Source organism: Marinomonas foliarum, from assembly GCF_016906065.1.
Taxonomy (GTDB): Bacteria; Pseudomonadota; Gammaproteobacteria; order Pseudomonadales; family Marinomonadaceae; genus Marinomonas; species Marinomonas foliarum.
Map to the genome: position 1 here is coordinate 3,665,701 of NZ_CP070273.1, position 17,221 is coordinate 3,682,921.

Sequence of the window (17,221 nt, forward strand, 5' to 3'; positions counted from 1 at the left end):
TAGTCGCTGAATTATCGGCCAAAAAAATGACTATTCACGACATAGGGTGATACATAAATCGACTCGCTATTGTATGTATCCTCTAGGTTTGACCTCCACGAGCAACTTATTGTCGCTCAGAGTTAACTCGCATACACAAACTGCGCCCAAAATGGCTCGAAAAGGCGTCATTCAATTATTATGTACTCGACTTAAAATAAAGAGATTTCAATATGACCAACTCTTCTTCTGCTATGGTGAATGCTGATTATTTAGCACCGGTAAATACTCAGACATGGGTGAATGGACGTCACAACGTACGTTGTGTAAAAGTCATTCATGAAACATGGGATGTGAAAACATTCTGTTTTATGGCTCAGCAGCCTGTGATGTTTTTCTTTAAGCCAGGGCAATTTGTCACTCTAGAGCTGGAGATTGAGAGTAAGCAGGTAATGCGCTCTTACACTATTTCGAGTTCGCCTTCTGTGCCATACAGCTTTTCCATTACGGTGAAGCGTGTTCCTGGTGGGGAAGTGTCTAATTGGTTGCATGACAACATGGCGATAGGTACTGAATTGGCAGTGCATGGTCCTGTTGGTCAGTTTAACTGTATTGATTATCCTGCAGAGAAGGTGTTGTTGCTATCAGGCGGCGTTGGTATTACGCCTGTGATGTCGATGGCGCGTTGGTGGTTTGATACCAATGCTGATGTCGATATGACTTTTATACACAGTGCTCGTTCTCCAAGAGACGTTATTTATACTCGTGAGCTTGATCATTTGGCAGCGCGATTAGACAACTTTGGCTTGTACTTGATTGTTGAGCGTATGGAAAACGGTTTGCCTTGGCAGGGATACCGCGGTTATTTAGACGAGTCGAAACTGGATATGATTTCGCCTGATTTCATGGAGCGAGAGATCTTCTGTTGTGGACCTGCGCCTTACATGAAAGCTGTGAAAAACCTTCTTATCGCAAGAGGTTTTGATATGAGTCACTACCATGAGGAGTCTTTTGGTGCGACGCCTGCCAGTGTGGTGGAAGATGCGATTGAACAAGCTGAAGTGGCTCAAGCAGAGGCTGATGCGGTCAATCAGGAAGATTTAATCCGTGTTGAGTTCACTGGAAGCGGTAAGAGTATTCAGATTGGTTCGGGTGAAACCTTGCATAACGCGGCTGCGAAACTGGATCTGATGATACCTAAAGCCTGTGGTATGGGGATTTGCGGTACTTGTAAGGTGCTGGTCAAAGAGGGCGAAACTCAGATGGATCATAACGGTGGTATTACCGATGAAGACATTGAAGCTGGGTATGTTTTGTCTTGCTGTACCGTACCGAAATCTGACGTTGTACTTGAGTATTGAAAATTATAAAAAAAACGTTCAATAAAAGAGCGATCTTGTTCTATATTAGTGCATGGTGTTAGATTTTAGGTGTGAGCTAGAGTGAGTTTTTCTCTAGCTCGACTATTATTATGTGAATATAAGATAGGATGCCTTTGATTTTGTATCTCCTTAAAAATAATAAAAGTACTTCTTAGTGAAAATGGTTATGTTGGTCTAGTTCTTGCCTAGCATAGAGAAGCACAAAAATGAGGACTCTAATATGGTAATGGCAAATGACTCAGGTCTTGCTTTTGATGCAAGAAGCACGACTAAAGTGGGTTTTTTATTGCTCGATCATTTTACAATGATTGCGCTTGCCTCTTCGATTGAGCCGCTGCGTATGGCGAACCAATTGTCGGCCGAAGAACTGTATAGTTGGAATTTAATTTCCGTGGATGGGAAGCCGGTAACTGCAAGCGATGGGCTGGTTTTAACACCAGATCTATCTATTGAAGACAGTGGTGAATTTGATCTTATCATCGTGGCTGGTGGTGTTGATATCACCAGAGCTTTTACAGCGAAGCAGGTGTCATGGCTGACGAAGCAGTCGCGTAAAGGTGTTAAATTAGGTGGTATTTGTACTGGAGCGTATGTACTTGCATATGCAGGGCTTCTGAATGGCTATCAATGCAGCGTGCATTGGGAGTGTTTAACTGCCTTGCAAGAGACTTTCCCTAAGGTGAATTGCAATAATAAGCTTTTCTCTATTGATAAGGATCGTCTAACGTCATCAGGTGGTAGTGCGCCGATGGACATGCTTTTAAACATGATGACGAAGCAGCACGGTCCAAAATTATCTAACGCTATTTCTGATATGTTTATTTGTGATCGTATTCGTAATGAGTCTGATCAGCAGCGTATGCCGATGCGTCAGTTTAGTAATGTGGGTGTTTGTACTCCTAAGCTGGTAGATGTGATTGAGTTGATGGAAAACAACTTAGAAGAGCCGATTGAGCTTGATGAGTTAGCCACTTTTGTCGACGTGTCTCGTCGTCAGATTGAGCGTATGTTTCACCGTCATTTAGATTGTTCGCCTTCTCGTTATTATTTGCGTTTGCGTCTTGAAAGAGCACGTAAACTGCTCAAGCAATCTAATATGTCGATTGTGGAGATTTCGATGGCATGTGGATTCATATCCACGCCCCATTTTAGTCGCTGTTATCGTAAGCATATTGGTGTTTCGCCAAGAGACGAGCGAAAAATTGCTTGGAAAGGTGAAGTGCCAGACCTTGCGGTGAATCCTGAGTCTGGTGAAGCAATTGTTTATATTCCACATGCCCATGATGCGTTGAATAATTCGCATTCTGAGCCAAGTTATGGGTCCGTTTCAATGTAAATTGTGGCGGATTCACTAAGGCCCAAGTCTTGATTCTTTTGAGGCTTGGGCTTTTTTATGGGCGAAAGAAAATTATTCTATCTGGCAATACAGCAGTATCTCTTTGCTTGTTTGAGCTTTTTGGTTGCATAGCCAGTTTGGGTAGGTTGTTCTATCTTTCTTAGACTGGACTATGAAGAAAGGTGTTTTTTGTGTTGTTAGCCAGTTGTTGATGTCTGTTGCACGCTGTTTCGCCTTGCCAGACGAATAGTACTGAGCTGAGAAGGGGCGTTTATGCAGATAAAATAAATCGCTCTGTGTGGCTTCTGATTGCTGTTTCCATATGGCTAGTATTTTGTCTTCTGAGCGTTTTGGCACTAAATCAAAGTGCAAAACACTAAAAAGAACAATAAGTAAAACTGGAGTAATAAAGCCGATTTTGTAGAGCCAGTTTGGTAATGGTTTTTTATCGTGTAAATAAACGATCAATAAAGCGGTGGCGGGTAGGGCTGGCATTACGTAACTGGCTAAAATATTGCCCGAAAAGCTAAAAAGTAACATAGGAGACAGCATCCAGAAAAATAGGAAGCCACCGAAACCGTCAGTGCTTTGCTCAACGTCTTTGTTGTCTTTAATGGCGCGAATCCATTGTATAATGAGTAGTGGGCTCCAAGGTAGCATAGAAATAATCGCATAGACCCAAATCGTACCACGTGTCCTTTCATGTGCGGTGCCATATAAGTCGCCTTGCCAACCGCTTACGATGAAGCGTTTAATGTGTTCACCAACGATGAAATAATCTAAAAAACCTGGTGTTTTGTATTCGGCAATGGCGTACCAAGGTACAGAAATAACAAGAAAAATCAGTGTGCCGTATCCCCAAGGTAAAACATTCCAAAGCTTTTTCCAGCGCCCATTAGGAAGTAGCCAAATGGTTAAACTTATGCCAATCAAAACGATCGCTAACGGGCCTTTTGATAACATACCTAGTGCCAAGCCTATGAAGAATAAATAACCCCAAACTTTGCCTTTGTTGCTCCATGCTTGCCAGAAGCTGATCATGCTTAAGCTGATGGAAAAAGTCAGTGCGGTGTCTGTCATCACGGCACCACTTAAAATGATAAAAGAAACTGTTGATGCGAGAATGCTGGCAGCAAAAAGACCCACTGATGAGGATTGAAAATAGTCTTTTGCCAGTTTATAAATTAACCAAATAACGCCCGCTCCAACAATTAGATGCGGTACGCGTGCAGCAAATTCATTGACGCCAAAGAGTTCAAATCCAAGACTGCTTAGCCAAGTGAAAATAGGCGGTTTCCCCCAAAATGGCACATTGTAGTCAAACATCGGTGTTATCCAGTTACCCGTTTCAAACATGATACGCGCCATTTCTCCGTAACGAGCCTCTGTTGTATCCATCAATGGGTAAAGCGAAAGAGAAATAAGACGCAGTATTAAGCAGCTGAATAGCAGAATGAATAGCGTTTTATAGGATGGTAGTTGGGTTATTGTCTTTGGCATTATTCAGTGTCCATTGGGTGAAAAGTTGGTTGTTTGATGGTGTCTTCCATGAGGACATACAGTGGTCGTTGTTTGGATTCAATGAATAATCGACCGACGTATTCTCCTAATACTCCAATGGATAGGAGTTGAAAGCCGCCTAAAAATAAAATGATCAGCATGGTTGAAGGATAACCTGCTACTGGGTCGCCCCAGATGATGGTTTTTGCGAAAACCACCAGAGCCATAATGAAGGCAATCACAGAGGTAGTGATACCTGCCATAGTGGCCCAACGAAGTGGTTTTGTGCTAAATGAAGTGATGCCTTCTAGTGCCAAATGGATGAGTTTTGCGTAGTTCCATTTAGTATTGCCTGCCAAGCGCGGGTCACGGTCAAAGGTGAGTATTTTACGAGTGAAGCCGGGCCAAGCTAATAAGCCTTTCATAAAGCGAGTTCGTTCCGGCAAGGTGTTAATGACATTGACGACTTTTTGGTCCATTAAGCGAAAGTCCCCCACGTTTTCTGTGATTTGGTGGTCGCTTATTTTCGACATGAAGCGATAAAAGCAATGAGCCGTAGTGCGTTTCATCCAGCTTTCGCCATGCCGTTCGCGGCGTTGCATTTCAACGACTTGCGCGCCGTTTTCCCAAGCTTCTACCATAGCTGGGATATATTCTGGTGGGTCTTGTAAGTCAGCGTCTAACAGAATGACGCAACGACCAGTTGAGGCTTTTAAACCAGCACTCATGGCCGCTTCTTTGCCGAAGTTTCGGCTCAGGCGTAGGCAGCGTATTTGGTGTAATGGGTGGGTGAACTGATTGACTAATGCCCAGCTATCGTCTTGACTGCCATCATCAATATAGAGAATTTCACAGTATTGATGAAGTTGGGACAGTGCGTCACACACTCGCTGTTGGCAAACGTTTAGAACATCGGCTTCGTTTAAAAAAGGAATAATAACCGTTACCAAAGGTTGGGCTTTTGTTACGGGCTCTGTTTGCGCGTATTGTCTGTAAGGAATGGCTTTCATTGAGTTCTCCAATAAGGGGAAATGCGATGAAGGCATAATAAAGAGAGGTAGGTCGCAAAAAGGTGATTCACTTTTTTTTCATGTCACTGTGTGACAATAGATGTCATAAAATAGTGCTATCTATCTTCTTTACTAATCACTGAGATGACTATGAAACTACTCTTAATAGAAGACCATAAAGACATTGCAGGAGTGATTTTTGATTATTTCGAAATCAAAGAGTATGTCTTGGACTATGCAAACAATGGTTTACAAGGGTACGAGTTAGCAAAAACGGAACATTATGATGTTATTATCTTAGACATCATGCTGCCCAAAATGGATGGTTTAACCGTCTGTAAGTCTTTGCGTGAAGCGGGCGTAGATACGCCAATTTTAATGCTGACAGCGCGCGATACTAAAGACGATATATTGGCGGGCTTTGACCATCTTGCCGATGATTATTTGGTCAAACCTTTTGATTTAGAAATTCTGGATTCTCGGTTGCAGGCTTTGGTTAGACGACGTAAAGGAGGTGTGGCTAACAAAACCCTGACTTTTGGGCGTTTATCCTTAGATATGAATACTCGTGTTTTGCAAAGAGAGGGTGGCCGTTACTCACTAAACCCTTCTCAGTACACCATTTTAAAGTGCCTGATACAAAAAGCCCCAGAAGTCGTATCAAAAGACGAAATTTGCGATGCTTTATGGGGCGATGAAGAGCCCGACAGTAAAGTGCTGCGTAGTCATATTTATCAATTGCGTAGCTTGGTAGATCGACCTTTTGAGCATGCTTATTTGAGAACCGTTTCTAAAGTGGGTTATCGGCTTGTTGCTGAAGGTGATGAATGAAGCAAATTAAAACCGCGAAACAGTTAACCTTCACGTATTTTTCTATTGTGGCTTTTGCGATCATCGCGTTTCATTTTTCTATGTTTACTTCAATGATAGAAAACATAGAAATGATTTATGCTGAAAACCGCATGCTGAAAGATAAAAATACCGCGGTGTCTTTGTTAGATGGTACTGAGCTAGCCCATGTGGCGGTTCCGCCTTTTTCTGATGTGTATGTTGGCAAAGAAAATTTGCCTCCAGGGATTGTGTTAGCGCAAGGCATGGTAGATGACAAACCATTTGAGCTGGATGAAGCTTCTGATACCACGCTTGAGATGTTTGCTATGCGTTCACAAGTCGTTTTGAACGGTGAGCTGAAAGAGATTTATGTTATTCATTACGATGAAATATATGAGATTTCTGAAGGGCAAATGTTCGAAACACAAAGCACTCAATTGATCTTGTCCTTATTGCTTTTAATTGTCAGCTTGTGGGTGGTGATGCGGATTTCTGGCCGTTTAACTAAACCATTGGCACAGTTAACGCAAAGCCTTGGTGTGCGTAGTCCTGCTAATCTATCGGCCATTGAATTGCCTGAAGGGGCAGCGACAAGAGAAATTCGACAGTTGGTTGATCGTTTAAACCTTTATCAGAATCAAATTCGTGATTTGATTGAGCGAGAGCGGGCATTCAACCGCTATGCTAGTCATGAACTTCGAACGCCCTTGATGGTGATGAAAGGGGCAACGACTTTGCTGGGTAAATCGGATTCAAAAGAGTTTTTAGAAAGGCAACGAGTGCGAATGGCCCAGGCTTGCCAAGAGATGGAAGATTACATCACGACCTTGTTGTCTCTGACCCGAGATGAAGATTTAGATGTCATTGCTTCGCGCGAGGTTCAGACGAGTGAATATGACGATATTAGACAGATGCATTTAGGGTATTTGGCTGGCAGAAAGGTAACCGTTGAGATTATCAATAAAGGTCAAATTATTACGAAGTTGCCAGTTCCGACTTTTCATATTTTAGTGGGCAATTTGTTGAAAAATGCCATGGCTTGTACCGAAGAGGGTTATGTAAATATTGTTATTTCAGAAAACGAGTTAGCGATTGTCGATAGCGGGTGTGGCTTGAGTGGCAAACCTGGCGGTGAGGGCTATGGTTTGGGTTTGATGATAGTACGTGATATCTGTGCTAAATACGATTGCTCGTTTTCGTTGGTAGATAATGCCGATGGGGGTTGTCGAGCAACGGTGGTCTTTCCTCATTCCTCTTAATGGTGGTGTTAGTGTTTAAAGGTGTTAATAGATTCAAATAGTTAATGGGTTAGATTCAATATCAGCATAAAACAATCGACTTTTTTGATGTTACTATCTCTTATATTGATACCGATTTTTGATGGAGAACATCCTATGAGCTCAACAATTTTAAAACGTATACCGTTACAAATGTTCTGGCCGACATTTGATCCTTTTCTATTTTGTGCCTTCCACAATGATACTTATCCTAAAGCCAATGGCTCTATGGGACCTGATGCATCGTTAAATAATCGTCCGCTGGGACAAGACTTTGGCGGTATTGATGGCTGGCGTATGTACCACGGAAAAAGTGTGCCAGGATTTCCTGCGCATCCACATCGTGGCTTTGAGACAGTGACCATTGTAAACAAGGGCTTTGTGGATCACGCTGATTCAATTGGCGCTGCTGGACGTTATGGTGAAGGCGATACCCAGTGGATGACAGCTGGGGAAGGCGTTCAGCATTCTGAGATGTTTCCTTTGTTAAACGAAGATGGCCCTAATCCATTGGAGCTTTTTCAAATTTGGTTGAATCTACCAAGTAAAAACAAAATGGTACCGCCACATTTTGCGATGCTTTGGGATGAGGATACGCCAGTGGTGAGCGTGGCGGATGCGAACGGTTTAGACACTCAAGTCAAAGTGGTTGCTGGTACGTTTCAGAATGTCGATCCTTCGCCATGTCCTCCAAACTCATGGGCAGCGGATAGTAAAAATGATGTAGCTATTTGGTTGATCGACTTGCCAGAAAATGGTGAATGGACGTTACCTGCGGCGGCGGCTGGTTTGAGCCGTACTTTATACTTCTTTGAAGGTGAAAAGGTTACTTTGGATGAAACGAGTGCCTCTATCAATGAAGCCTTTACATTAAAAAGCGATGCGTCTTTAGTGCTGAAAAACAAGGGTAAGAAAGCGCGCTTCTTGTTGTTGCAAGGTCGCCCTATTGGCGAGCATGTTGAACAGCATGGCCCATTTGTAATGAATACAAGAGCTGAGTTACAACAAGCTTTTAGTGACTATCAACGTACTCAATTTGGCGGTTGGCCTTGGCCACGCCATGACCAAGTGCATGATAAAGCAAAAGGGCGCTTTGCTGATCACGGTAATAGCGAAGCTTAAGCTAACAATGTTTAGGTAGTTATGCTTTAAAGTTTTGCTGGGGAAAATACCCAAAAGCGAGAGAAAGCGTAATTGAGGACTAACCCCACTAATATGCCTGGTACCATGGCTAGATAAGGCCATAAAAGAGCCAGTGTCATATTGGCTGGTGGTTGAGACATGAGTATTAGATAACAGCCCCAGTTTGGTATAAAGGCCACTACAGAGCCGCCGAGAAATTGCATGAACTGCAATGCGGCGGCTTTTTTGTGGGTGTGGCTTTGCTTGGCTTCCCTAAAGGTAATACTGCGGTTCCACCACCAGTTTGAGCTCGCGGCGACCCAAAAGGCGATGCTTCTGGCAGCAAGGTGGGGTAACCAGATAGAAAGCAGCACCATGCTTGTAAGGTCGACTAAGAAGCCAAAGCCACCCACAATAGCAAAGCGTAAAAATGTATGTTTAAAAATGCGTCTCATGATGGCATTCTAAATATAGGTACATCAAAAAAATATGAAACTCTTGTTATCATCGTTTTTTACATTCCCGAAATAGAAGGATCGAAAATGAAAATACTTGCATTTGGCGCTAGCTCAAGCCGACAGTCTATTAACAAAGCTTTGGCTGGTTATGCAGCTAACTTGGTTGATGGTGCGGAAGTAACGCTACTTGATTTAAATGATTTTGAAATGCCGCTTTTTAGTGAGGACTTTGAAAAAGAATCTGGTGTGCCTGCTCAAGCACAAGCGTTTGTAGATGCTATTGCTCAAGCCGATGCTATTGTAGCTTCATTTGCTGAACATAATGGTTCTTATTCTGCGGCCTACAAAAATATCTTCGATTGGGCATCTCGTATTGAAAAAGCGGTTTATCAAGATAAGCCAATTGTTGTGCTTTCAACATCGCCTGGTCCTGGTGGCGCGAGCAGTGTGTTGGCTCAAACGGTAAACAGTATGCCTTTTTTTAAGGGTAACGTTGTTGGTAGCCTGAGTGTGCCTAATTTTTATGGCGTGATGAAAGACGGCGAGATGGTTGACGAGTCTGTTAAACAGGCACTGTCGGGCATTGTTGCTAAATTTTAGATTTACGGTCTTAAATTTTCGCTTAAATATAAGGAAGCCGAATGAAGCAATCTCGTACATGTGAATGGTTGGGAATAGATTTTCCCATTATTCAGGCGCCTATGGCTGGCGTTCAAGACAGCGCTTTAGCGATTGCTGTATCGAAAGCGGGTGGCTTGGGCTCTTTGCCATGCGCTATGTTGAGTGTGGATGATATTGCTCGTCAGGTTTCCTTAATTAAAGCGGTTACGAATAAACCCTATAACCTGAATTTTTTCTGTCATCAGACAACAGAATACGACGAGAAAAAACATCAGCAGTGGCGTGGCTTGTTAAAGCCTTATTTTGATGAATTCTCTAGCCAATATGATGAGACAGTAAAAGCGGCTTCGCGAATGCCTTTTAGTCATGATGTTGCCGATGCGATAGAAGGTTTTGCTCCACCTATCATTAGCTTTCACTTTGGTTTGCCTGCACCGGACTTGCTAGCTCGAATTAAGCGCTGGGGCACTAAGGTGTTGTCTTCGGCGACGACGTTGGAAGAGGCTATTTGGCTGGAAGAGAATGGCGCTGATGGTATTATCGCCCAGGGGCTTGAGGCTGGCGGACATCGTGGGATGTTTCTTTCGAAAGATGTTTCTACGCAGGTTGGGCTGTTTTCGTTAGTGCCTCAGATTGTTGATCGAGTCGATATCCCTGTTATTGCGGCTGGTGGTATTTGTGATGCTCGAAGTATTAATGGGGCATTGTTACTTGGTGCTGGGGCGGTGCAAATAGGTACGTCTTATTTGTTGTGTGATGAAGCTAAAACATCGGCGTTGCATCGCGCAACATTAAAAAGCCAAAAAGCTAACAATACCGCTTTAACCAATGTGTTTACGGGACGACCAGCAAGAGGAATCGCTAATCGAGTTATGAAAGATCTTGGTTATATGAATAGTAATGTTCCAGAGTTTCCTCATGCCTCAATGGAAATGGCGCAGTTGAAAGCTTTGGCAGAGATGCACGGCTCGGATGATTTTTCTTCTCTGTGGAGTGGTCAGAATGTGTCAGGCTGCAAAGAAATATCGGCTTTTGAATTAACCAAGCAATTTGCCGACGTTTGTTGAGTTACGCCCTAAAGCATTCCTTTATAGAATCCAAAATATAAGATTTATTCCTTTTACAAATACTTCTCTTAACCTCATGCTAGCGCTTTAAATCCAATATAAGGCATTGGTATGTGGATCTTTATTACTTTGTTTGCAGCAGGTTGTCAGTCAGTTCGAACGGCGTATCAAAATACGTTGGCTCGTGAAACAGGCTTCCTGCATGCGACCATGTCTCGATCTTTGTTTGGTTTGCCATTAGTTACTGTTTACCTTGCTTTGTGTTGGTATGTGTTTGGCTGGGTATCAGTCGACAATAATCTGCGCTTTTGGGTTGCTGCTAGTATTTGTGCTATAGCCCAAATTATGGCGACGTATTTTATGTTACGTGCATTTCAGTCTGGTAGTTTTGCACTAGGAACCTTGTTGGCAAAAACGGAAGCGGTGTTGGCTGCATTAATTGGTTTACCTCTGTTGCATTATACTTTGACGATTGGCTCGTGGATTGGGATTTTTTTAGGGGTATTTGGTGCCGTTGTTATGAGCGTGAAATGGAAGAATATTAAACAGGCTCATAAAGATATTTCTTTGTTACTTGGATTGGCGAGTGGTTTTTGTTTTGCTGTTACTTCCGTTACCGCGTCGATGGCCAGCCATTCTTTATCTGGCTCTTTGATAACCAGTGCAGGGGTTACACTTTGGTATGTTTTGGCTTTACAGTCTATTATTTTGTGCGGTGTTCAAATCTATAGAAGTAAGGATTTGTTGGCGCCATTTAAAAATGAGTTGGCGTTAAGTTGTAAAGTAGGTGTACTAAGCTCTTTAGGTTCCATTGGTTGGTTTACCGGTTTTGCTTTGGTGAATCCTGCTTTAGTGAAAACCTTAGGACAGATTGAAATCATCGGAACCTTGTATTATTCGAAAGTGCGCTTTGCTGAGAAAATGACGAAGCAGCAATGGATTGGTGGCGCTATGATTGTGATGAGCGTTATCTTGGTTGTGGTATCGACCGTTAAGTGAGGGTATATGGAGTCTAATAAAATCAATTATGTTGAATTGCCAGCGCGTGATTTAGCGTTAAATAAAACTTTTTTTACTCAGGTGTTTGGTTGGGGTTTTAAAGATTATGGTCCTGAATATTCAGCTTTTGAAAATGCGGGATTAGATGGTGGTTTTTTTCAGGCCAATTTTTGTTCGCGCCCACAAAATGGCGCAGCCTTGGTGATTTTGTACAGCAATGAGCTTGAAGTGGTGTTTGATAAAGTTCAAACGGCTGGTGGTACGATAGAACAGGTGATTTTTGATTTTCCGGGTGGTCGTCGTTTTCACTTCCTTGATCCGTGCGGCAATGAATGGGCGGTATGGAGTGAGCCGAGCAAGTAACTTTTAAAGGCCTTTGTGTTGCTCAACACAAAGGCCTTTAGAATATTTACAGAGAGGTAAACTCACCGCAATAATTTGTGTTCCATTTCTCTAGAATACCGTGATAGGTTTCCCCTGTGGCAATTAGCCAATGGAGTTTGCAGAAGGCGGCTTCTAAGGTCATATCTCTACCACTTAATACGTTCATCGACGATAAGATGGATCCCGTCGCATAAGCGCCCTGAGAAACTCCACCGTGCAGACATTGCGTCACATTTACGATGTTTTTCTTGCGCAGCATGGCTTCTGTTAAGAAGGATAAAAACGCGGGATTCTGATCTGGTACATTTCCTGCACCATAGGTTAGCAGAACAATGGCTTTGCAATTTTCGTCATCGAGTAGACTTTGGAAAACGGTAATGGGTTGACTTGGGTGAAGAGTGATGACACTAACAGCGCCTGTTATAAAACAAACGATGCGGTTTTCAATCAAGGGTGTTGAGTTCTCTTCGTTACTTTTAATCATGCGATCTGGGTGAAGCTTAATATCAATAGCCAGCTCGCCAAGTAAATCATCATTGGGTACTTGGAAGGCTTCAATATGGTTGCTACTGACTTTTTGAATGCGGTTGCCACGCATTAGCTTGCCATCAAAAACTAAGCTCACATCGGGTATTTTATGGAAAACTGCTAGCGATAATGCGGCTTGTAAATTGGAAGTCGCATCGCTTCGATTCATACCTAAAGGGATTTGCGAACCGGTTAGGATGATATTCTTAGTGCAGGCACCAAGCATAAAAGACAAGGCCGAAGCTGTATACGCCATGGTGTCCGTGCCATGGAGAATGACAAAACCTTCATAGTCCTTCCAGTGAGTCGCAAGAATAGACGTTAACTTCGTCCAGTGCTTTGGCGTTATGTTGGCGCTGTCTATTAAAGGTGAAATTTCCAAAACTTCAAAAGAGGGAAGCGTGTTTACGCTCATCCCTAATGCCATCTCGATGCGCTCTTGTAGGCCAGAAGCAGGAGCCAGCCCCTGCTCTGTTTGAATCATGCCAATGGTGCCACCCGTGTATAAGATGAGAACTTGTGCGCTCATATGACAACCTTGCCAGGTGACAGCATGGATTGTGGGCTCAGTAAAATATTCACTTGCTCTTCTGTTAGTAGGTTTTCTTCAATGACCAAGGCTTTTACGGTATTGCCAGTGTGCAGCGCGGTGTTGGCAATGCGGGATGCGTTGGCATAACCAATGTGCGGAACCAATGCAGTGATGATGCCGATGCTGTTTTCAACATGACCTGCGCAAATGGCTTCGTTTGCAGTGATGCCACGAATGCAGCGTGTTTCTAACATCTGACAAGCCTCTTTGAGCATTTTTAACGAATTCAAAACGTTGTAAATGATCATCGGCTCCATGGCATTGAGTTGTAGTTGACCTGCTTCAGCGGCCAATGTTACTGCAAGATCGGATGCGATGACTTGGTAGGCCGTTTGGTTCATTGCTTCAGGAATAACGGGGTTTACCTTGCCCGGCATAATAGAAGAGCCTGGCTGCATTGCAGGTAAGTTGATCTCGCCTAAGCCAGTACGAGGGCCACTTGATAATAAGCGTAAGTCATTGCTCATCTTGCTGAGTTTAATAGCTAGGCGCTTCAATATGGCGGAGAAGAAAACAAAGGCTCCCATGTCAGAAGTTGCTTCTACTAGGTTGCTTGCTGGTACAAGAGGCTTTGTCGAAATGGTAGCGAGTTTTTCTACCACCAGTTTGGCGTAACCTTCAGGCGTATTGATGCCTGTGCCGATTGCCGTGCCGCCAAGGTTAACTTCGCACAGTAGCGCGCACGCTTCTCTTATGCGGTCAATGTCTTCGCCAAGAGTGACTGCAAAGGCATCGAACTCTTGACCTAATGTCATTGGTACGGCGTCTTGCAGTTGTGTACGGCCCATTTTGACGATATGAGCGAATTCACGAGCCTTGTCTTCTAGCGCTGTTTTCAATGATGCTAGGCTTGGGACAAAATTGTCTGCAGCAAATTGGATGCCCAAACAAGCTGCGGTTGGGTAGGCGTCGTTGGTGGATTGTGAGCGGTTAACGTCGTCATTTGGGTGTAGGTATTTGTATTCGCCTTTTTCATAGCCCAACTTCGTTAAGGCAATGTTGGCAATCACTTCGTTAGCATTCATGTTAGTTGATGTGCCAGCGCCGCCTTGGATCACATCGACAATAAATTGGTCATGATACTGGCCTTGAATTAAGTCTTGGCAAGCAAACACGATGGCGTCTGCTTTTTCAGTCGTAAGTAGTTTCATTTCTTGGTTGGTTCGAGCGGCAGCAGCTTTCACCATAGCCAAGGCTTTGATTAACTCAGGGAAGTGCGAAATAGGAACGCCAGTAATGGAAAAGTTTTGTGCAGCACGCAACGTTTGTATGCCGTACAGGGCGTCGGCGGGAACGTCCATATTGCCAAGTAAATCGTATTCAGAGCGAGTGTTCATCTTGTGTTTCCTGACACCTCACCGAATCACGGTGAGGTGAAGTCTAGGTTGAGTTATTAGCGGTGAGAATCGTTTGTTGGCCAAGATTCTTGGTCCAGTTCTAAGTCTTGAAAGCGGGCGGCTTCAAATGTTGGTGTTTTGTTGCCTTCTTTGCGCTGATCGTCAAAGTCTTTCATGACGCGCTTTGCAATTTTAAATAGCAAGGCAAGAGCAAATAAGTTAACCAGCGCTAATAGCCCCATACTTAGATCCGCAAAGGCGAACACGGTGCCCAAATCAAGAATAGCGCCTGTACAGCAAAGGCAAATGATGATGACGCGGAAGGCGTTCATGTAGAAACCATGATTATCAGATTTGGTTAGGTAACTAACGCTATTTTCACCTAGGTAGTAGTTGTAGAGAATGGTACTAAAGCCAAATAGCAACAAAGCAATACTGACAAACATCCGTCCGTAATCACCCATGTGTGTGGCTAAAGAAGCTTGAGTTAGGGCGACGCCTTGAACTGTGTCTGTGCTACTTGGGTCGTAAGCGCTGCCAAGAAGAATGATCAGAGCAGTACAAGTACACAATACAATGGTGTCGATAAAGACAGAGAAAGCTTGAACGATACCTTGGTTTGCAGGGTGTGGAATGTGAGCTACCGCTGCCACGTTTGGTGCACTCCCAAGACCTGCTTCATTAGAGAACAGACCGCGTTTTACGCCCATTAGAATGGCTGCACCTATGCCGCCACCAAATGCAGGCTCTAAGCCAAAGGCGCTTTTTACTATCATAACTAGCGTGTCTGGAATTGCACTTAGGTTCATCGCAAGTACGATGAGAGCGATAAGTAAATAGCCGCCAGCCATGATAGGAACTAAGATTTCAGCAACTTGAGCGATACGTTTTACGCCGCCGAAAATAATCAGGCCAACAATGAACGCCATGCCGATGCCGCTGTAGTAAGGCTGAATGCCAAACGCATCTTCTAGCGACGTTGCAACAGAATATGATTGCAGTGTGGTGAAGGCGATGCCAAAGGTGGCTAGTAGTAATATCGAGTAGAGTACGGATAGCCATTTCCAGTTTTTGCCTAGGCCGCGTTCAATATAAAATGCTGGTCCACCACGGTAAGAACCGTCACTTTCTGCTGATTTGTAGGTTTGCGCTAACAAGCATTCTACAAAGCTGGTCGCCATGCCCATGAGGCCGACAACCCACATCCAGAAAATAGCGCCTGGACCGCCAATAGTAATGGCTACTGCGACGCCGGCAATATTACCGCCACCGACGCGACCAGCAACGGATAAGATTAATGCTTGGAATGAGCTTAAATGTTTGCTGTTAGCTTCATGGTGTTTGGCCGTCAATATACTGAACATATTGCCAAAGTAGCGAAACTGTACGAAGCGGGTCGCAACGGTAAACCAGATACCAAGACCGACTAATACGGCAATAAGGACCTTGCTCCAAAGCAAGTCAGTGAGAAGGGATAACATGGATCATAACTCCTAGTGTTTTTAGATTTATTAAGGGGGTATTGAAGCGGTCATTGGAACGAAAAATGAGTAGGAAGGGGAGTTCGTAAATAGGTGCGGTCTGATGCTAGTTGATGCTATGGTAGCGTCAACTAGCACTATTTTATGCGTGTTATCTATTCTGTGATTTATTACACTAGCGACGAATTTATGTTGGTATGCAAAATAAGATTAAATAGGGCTTATCATGGTTCAGCATTTTGCGGATAACTTGCAATTGTTATGCAGTTACTACAAATCGGTAGCGGATGTATGTCGTCGACTTAATATTAATCGTGCACAATTTAACCGTTACCTCAATGGTACAACCATGCCAAGTAGTAGTACTCAGCGGCGTATCTGTGAGTTTTTTGGTGTAGAGCCTGATGAAATGATGCTCTCCCATGAGCAATTCGTTAAGTTGGTGCAAGTACGTCCAATTCGTCAGAGTGAAGCAAGTAAAAACCTGACGCCTGAGCAGTTGCAATTTAATCGGCTTAATCAATCCGGTCAGTTGGGTTTGGCAAAATATGATGGTTACTATTTTGAGTATTATTACTCTATGGCGTGCCCAGGGAAAATATTACGCACCTTGGTTTATATAGAGTCGCAAGACGGTAAGACCTATTATAAACGTACAGAGCGACTAAACCCGCGCAATATTAAAAAGTCGTTCCATGGTGTTTATAATGGCTTTGTACAATTGCTTTCGGACCGATTGTTTTTGCTAGACTTTGAAAGTCAGACACACGTAGAAATGACCCAGACTATACTTTACCCTTCTTTTCGAAATCGCGTTGAGCGCTTAACAGGCTTGCGTCTAGGGGTGTCAGGTAGTGGCGAAAGAGCGCCTTGTTGCGTGCGAGTTGTGTACGAATATTTGGGAAAAAATATAAATAAAAAGCACGCAGTTGCTCAGTGTGGTTTATATGACCCAAAGAGTGATGAGATAGATGAGGATATTTGCCAGTCAATCCATAATGATATGGCTGAAGGTGACTGGCATTTTAGAGCGCGATTTTAAGCGTCTTTTGTTTCGCTTGTGTCTGGTGTTTCTGTAGCTGCTTCTGTGCTTGTGTTTGCAGCCGCTTCGGCTTCCATTTTGGCGCGTTCAGCCTTAGATATATACTTAGGTTTGGCCTTTTTAGGGTTAACCTTTAAGTTGGCTTGCTTCATACGTTTGTCGTATATGTCTTTGATCTTTTTGCGACGGTTCATGTTTTAGTTCCTAAATGACGTTGCTTTCCAAGAATGACATTCAAGGAACGAAAAAAAAGCCCTGATCATCGATCAGGGCTT

The 17,221-nt window shown here is 43.5% G+C and carries 17 protein-coding genes; 10 read left to right on the forward strand and 7 right to left on the reverse strand.

The window, feature by feature from the left end; genetic code table 11:
* Nucleotides 1-212 precede the first annotated feature (212 nt).
* A complete protein-coding gene (locus JSY38_RS16920) occupies nucleotides 213-1,340 on the forward strand; it encodes an FAD-binding oxidoreductase (RefSeq protein WP_275586983.1) in 1,128 nt (375 codons plus the stop codon).
* Between the two features lie 241 nt (nucleotides 1,341-1,581).
* Nucleotides 1,582-2,697: a choline metabolism transcriptional regulator GbdR gene (gbdR, locus tag JSY38_RS16925; RefSeq protein WP_374058252.1), complete on the forward strand. Its 1,116-nt coding sequence runs from the start codon at nucleotides 1,582-1,584 to the stop codon at nucleotides 2,695-2,697.
* Nucleotides 2,698-2,769: 72 nt separating this feature from the next.
* Here the strand turns inward: gbdR and JSY38_RS16930 are convergent, their stop codons facing one another.
* On the reverse strand, nucleotides 2,770-4,197 hold the full coding sequence (locus JSY38_RS16930) for an ArnT family glycosyltransferase (protein WP_205114315.1): 1,428 nt from the start codon (nucleotides 4,195-4,197) through the stop codon (nucleotides 2,770-2,772).
* Nucleotides 4,197-5,207, reverse strand: coding sequence for a glycosyltransferase family 2 protein (locus JSY38_RS16935; protein ID WP_205114317.1), 1,011 nt, complete (start codon nucleotides 5,205-5,207; stop codon nucleotides 4,197-4,199). The genes JSY38_RS16930 and JSY38_RS16935 overlap by 1 nt, the downstream gene beginning before the upstream one ends.
* Before the next feature lie 150 nt (nucleotides 5,208-5,357).
* Here JSY38_RS16935 and JSY38_RS16940 point away from each other — a divergent pair, with 150 nt between their 5' ends.
* The 3 genes from JSY38_RS16940 to JSY38_RS16950 all read left to right on the forward strand — a co-directional run bounded on the left by JSY38_RS16940 (nucleotide 5,358) and on the right by JSY38_RS16950 (nucleotide 8,437).
* Nucleotides 5,358-6,038, forward strand: a complete 681-nt coding sequence (locus JSY38_RS16940; protein WP_114411150.1) for a response regulator transcription factor — start codon at nucleotides 5,358-5,360, stop codon at nucleotides 6,036-6,038.
* Nucleotides 6,035-7,297, forward strand: coding sequence for a histidine kinase dimerization/phospho-acceptor domain-containing protein (locus JSY38_RS16945; RefSeq protein ID WP_205114319.1), 1,263 nt, complete (start codon nucleotides 6,035-6,037; stop codon nucleotides 7,295-7,297). Before JSY38_RS16940 ends, JSY38_RS16945 begins: the two co-directional genes overlap by 4 nt.
* Before the next feature lie 135 nt (nucleotides 7,298-7,432).
* Complete coding sequence (locus JSY38_RS16950) at nucleotides 7,433-8,437, forward strand: pirin family protein (RefSeq protein ID WP_205114321.1); 1,005 nt, start codon at nucleotides 7,433-7,435, stop codon at nucleotides 8,435-8,437.
* 26 nt (nucleotides 8,438-8,463) lie between these two features.
* Here JSY38_RS16950 and JSY38_RS16955 read toward each other — a convergent pair whose 3' ends face one another.
* Nucleotides 8,464-8,892 (reverse strand): GtrA family protein, encoded by a 429-nt coding sequence (locus tag JSY38_RS16955; RefSeq protein ID WP_205114323.1) that lies wholly within the window; start codon nucleotides 8,890-8,892, stop codon nucleotides 8,464-8,466.
* 87 nt (nucleotides 8,893-8,979) lie between these two features.
* Here JSY38_RS16955 and JSY38_RS16960 point away from each other — a divergent pair, with 87 nt between their 5' ends.
* The 4 genes from JSY38_RS16960 (at nucleotide 8,980) to JSY38_RS16975 (ending at nucleotide 11,945) form a co-directional block, all read left to right on the forward strand.
* On the forward strand, nucleotides 8,980-9,495 hold the full coding sequence (locus JSY38_RS16960) for an NADPH-dependent FMN reductase (protein ID WP_114411201.1): 516 nt from the start codon (nucleotides 8,980-8,982) through the stop codon (nucleotides 9,493-9,495).
* A gap of 41 nt (nucleotides 9,496-9,536) precedes the next feature.
* Entirely contained in the window at nucleotides 9,537-10,583 is a 1,047-nt protein-coding gene (locus JSY38_RS16965) for an NAD(P)H-dependent flavin oxidoreductase (RefSeq protein ID WP_205114325.1), read from the forward strand.
* A 111-nt stretch (nucleotides 10,584-10,694) separates the two neighbouring features.
* Entirely contained in the window at nucleotides 10,695-11,582 is an 888-nt protein-coding gene (locus JSY38_RS16970) for a DMT family transporter (RefSeq protein ID WP_205114327.1), read from the forward strand.
* A gap of 6 nt (nucleotides 11,583-11,588) precedes the next feature.
* Nucleotides 11,589-11,945 (forward strand): VOC family protein, encoded by a 357-nt coding sequence (locus tag JSY38_RS16975; RefSeq protein ID WP_205114329.1) that lies wholly within the window; start codon nucleotides 11,589-11,591, stop codon nucleotides 11,943-11,945.
* Between the two features lie 46 nt (nucleotides 11,946-11,991).
* Here the strand turns inward: JSY38_RS16975 and JSY38_RS16980 are convergent, their stop codons facing one another.
* Genes JSY38_RS16980 through JSY38_RS16990 form a run of 3 tightly spaced genes read right to left on the reverse strand, consistent with a single transcriptional unit; the run spans nucleotide 11,992 to nucleotide 15,904 of the window.
* Entirely contained in the window at nucleotides 11,992-13,023 is a 1,032-nt protein-coding gene (locus JSY38_RS16980; RefSeq protein ID WP_205114331.1) for an asparaginase, read from the reverse strand.
* Nucleotides 13,020-14,423, reverse strand: coding sequence for an aspartate ammonia-lyase (locus JSY38_RS16985; RefSeq protein ID WP_205114333.1), 1,404 nt, complete (start codon nucleotides 14,421-14,423; stop codon nucleotides 13,020-13,022). The genes JSY38_RS16980 and JSY38_RS16985 overlap by 4 nt, the downstream gene beginning before the upstream one ends.
* A 56-nt stretch (nucleotides 14,424-14,479) precedes the next feature.
* Nucleotides 14,480-15,904, reverse strand: a complete 1,425-nt coding sequence (locus JSY38_RS16990) for an alanine/glycine:cation symporter family protein (RefSeq protein ID WP_114411141.1) — start codon at nucleotides 15,902-15,904, stop codon at nucleotides 14,480-14,482.
* A gap of 226 nt (nucleotides 15,905-16,130) precedes the next feature.
* Here JSY38_RS16990 and JSY38_RS16995 point away from each other — a divergent pair, with 226 nt between their 5' ends.
* Nucleotides 16,131-16,946, forward strand: a complete 816-nt coding sequence (locus JSY38_RS16995; RefSeq protein WP_205114335.1) for a helix-turn-helix domain-containing protein — start codon at nucleotides 16,131-16,133, stop codon at nucleotides 16,944-16,946.
* Here the strand turns inward: JSY38_RS16995 and JSY38_RS17000 are convergent.
* Nucleotides 16,943-17,140, reverse strand: a complete 198-nt coding sequence (locus JSY38_RS17000) for a DUF2986 domain-containing protein (RefSeq protein ID WP_205114337.1) — start codon at nucleotides 17,138-17,140, stop codon at nucleotides 16,943-16,945. The two genes, JSY38_RS16995 and JSY38_RS17000, sit on opposite strands and share 4 nt — an antisense overlap.
* Nucleotides 17,141-17,221: the final 81 nt, after the last annotated feature.

Excerpts from the sequence above, each read along its gene's own strand:
- JSY38_RS16980 (WP_205114331.1), bottom strand. The coding sequence starts at position 13,023 with ATGAGCGCACAAGTTCTCATCTTATACACGGGTGGCACCATTGGCATG.
- JSY38_RS16950 (WP_205114321.1), top strand. The coding sequence starts at position 7,433 with ATGAGCTCAACAATTTTAAAACGTATACCGTTACAAATGTTCTGGCCG.
- JSY38_RS17000 (WP_205114337.1), bottom strand. The coding sequence starts at position 17,140 with ATGAACCGTCGCAAAAAGATCAAAGACATATACGACAAACGTATGAAG.
- JSY38_RS16945 (WP_205114319.1), top strand. The coding sequence starts at position 6,035 with ATGAAGCAAATTAAAACCGCGAAACAGTTAACCTTCACGTATTTTTCT.
- JSY38_RS16960 (WP_114411201.1), top strand. The coding sequence starts at position 8,980 with ATGAAAATACTTGCATTTGGCGCTAGCTCAAGCCGACAGTCTATTAAC.
- gbdR (WP_374058252.1), top strand. The coding sequence starts at position 1,582 with ATGGTAATGGCAAATGACTCAGGTCTTGCTTTTGATGCAAGAAGCACG.
- JSY38_RS16985 (WP_205114333.1), bottom strand. The coding sequence starts at position 14,423 with ATGAACACTCGCTCTGAATACGATTTACTTGGCAATATGGACGTTCCC.
- JSY38_RS16940 (WP_114411150.1), top strand. The coding sequence starts at position 5,358 with ATGAAACTACTCTTAATAGAAGACCATAAAGACATTGCAGGAGTGATT.
- JSY38_RS16990 (WP_114411141.1), bottom strand. The coding sequence starts at position 15,904 with ATGTTATCCCTTCTCACTGACTTGCTTTGGAGCAAGGTCCTTATTGCC.
- JSY38_RS16930 (WP_205114315.1), bottom strand. The coding sequence starts at position 4,197 with ATGCCAAAGACAATAACCCAACTACCATCCTATAAAACGCTATTCATT.
- JSY38_RS16995 (WP_205114335.1), top strand. The coding sequence starts at position 16,131 with ATGGTTCAGCATTTTGCGGATAACTTGCAATTGTTATGCAGTTACTAC.
- JSY38_RS16920 (WP_275586983.1), top strand. The coding sequence starts at position 213 with ATGACCAACTCTTCTTCTGCTATGGTGAATGCTGATTATTTAGCACCG.
- JSY38_RS16965 (WP_205114325.1), top strand. The coding sequence starts at position 9,537 with ATGAAGCAATCTCGTACATGTGAATGGTTGGGAATAGATTTTCCCATT.
- JSY38_RS16970 (WP_205114327.1), top strand. The coding sequence starts at position 10,695 with ATGTGGATCTTTATTACTTTGTTTGCAGCAGGTTGTCAGTCAGTTCGA.
- JSY38_RS16935 (WP_205114317.1), bottom strand. The coding sequence starts at position 5,207 with ATGAAAGCCATTCCTTACAGACAATACGCGCAAACAGAGCCCGTAACA.
- JSY38_RS16975 (WP_205114329.1), top strand. The coding sequence starts at position 11,589 with ATGGAGTCTAATAAAATCAATTATGTTGAATTGCCAGCGCGTGATTTA.
- JSY38_RS16955 (WP_205114323.1), bottom strand. The coding sequence starts at position 8,892 with ATGAGACGCATTTTTAAACATACATTTTTACGCTTTGCTATTGTGGGT.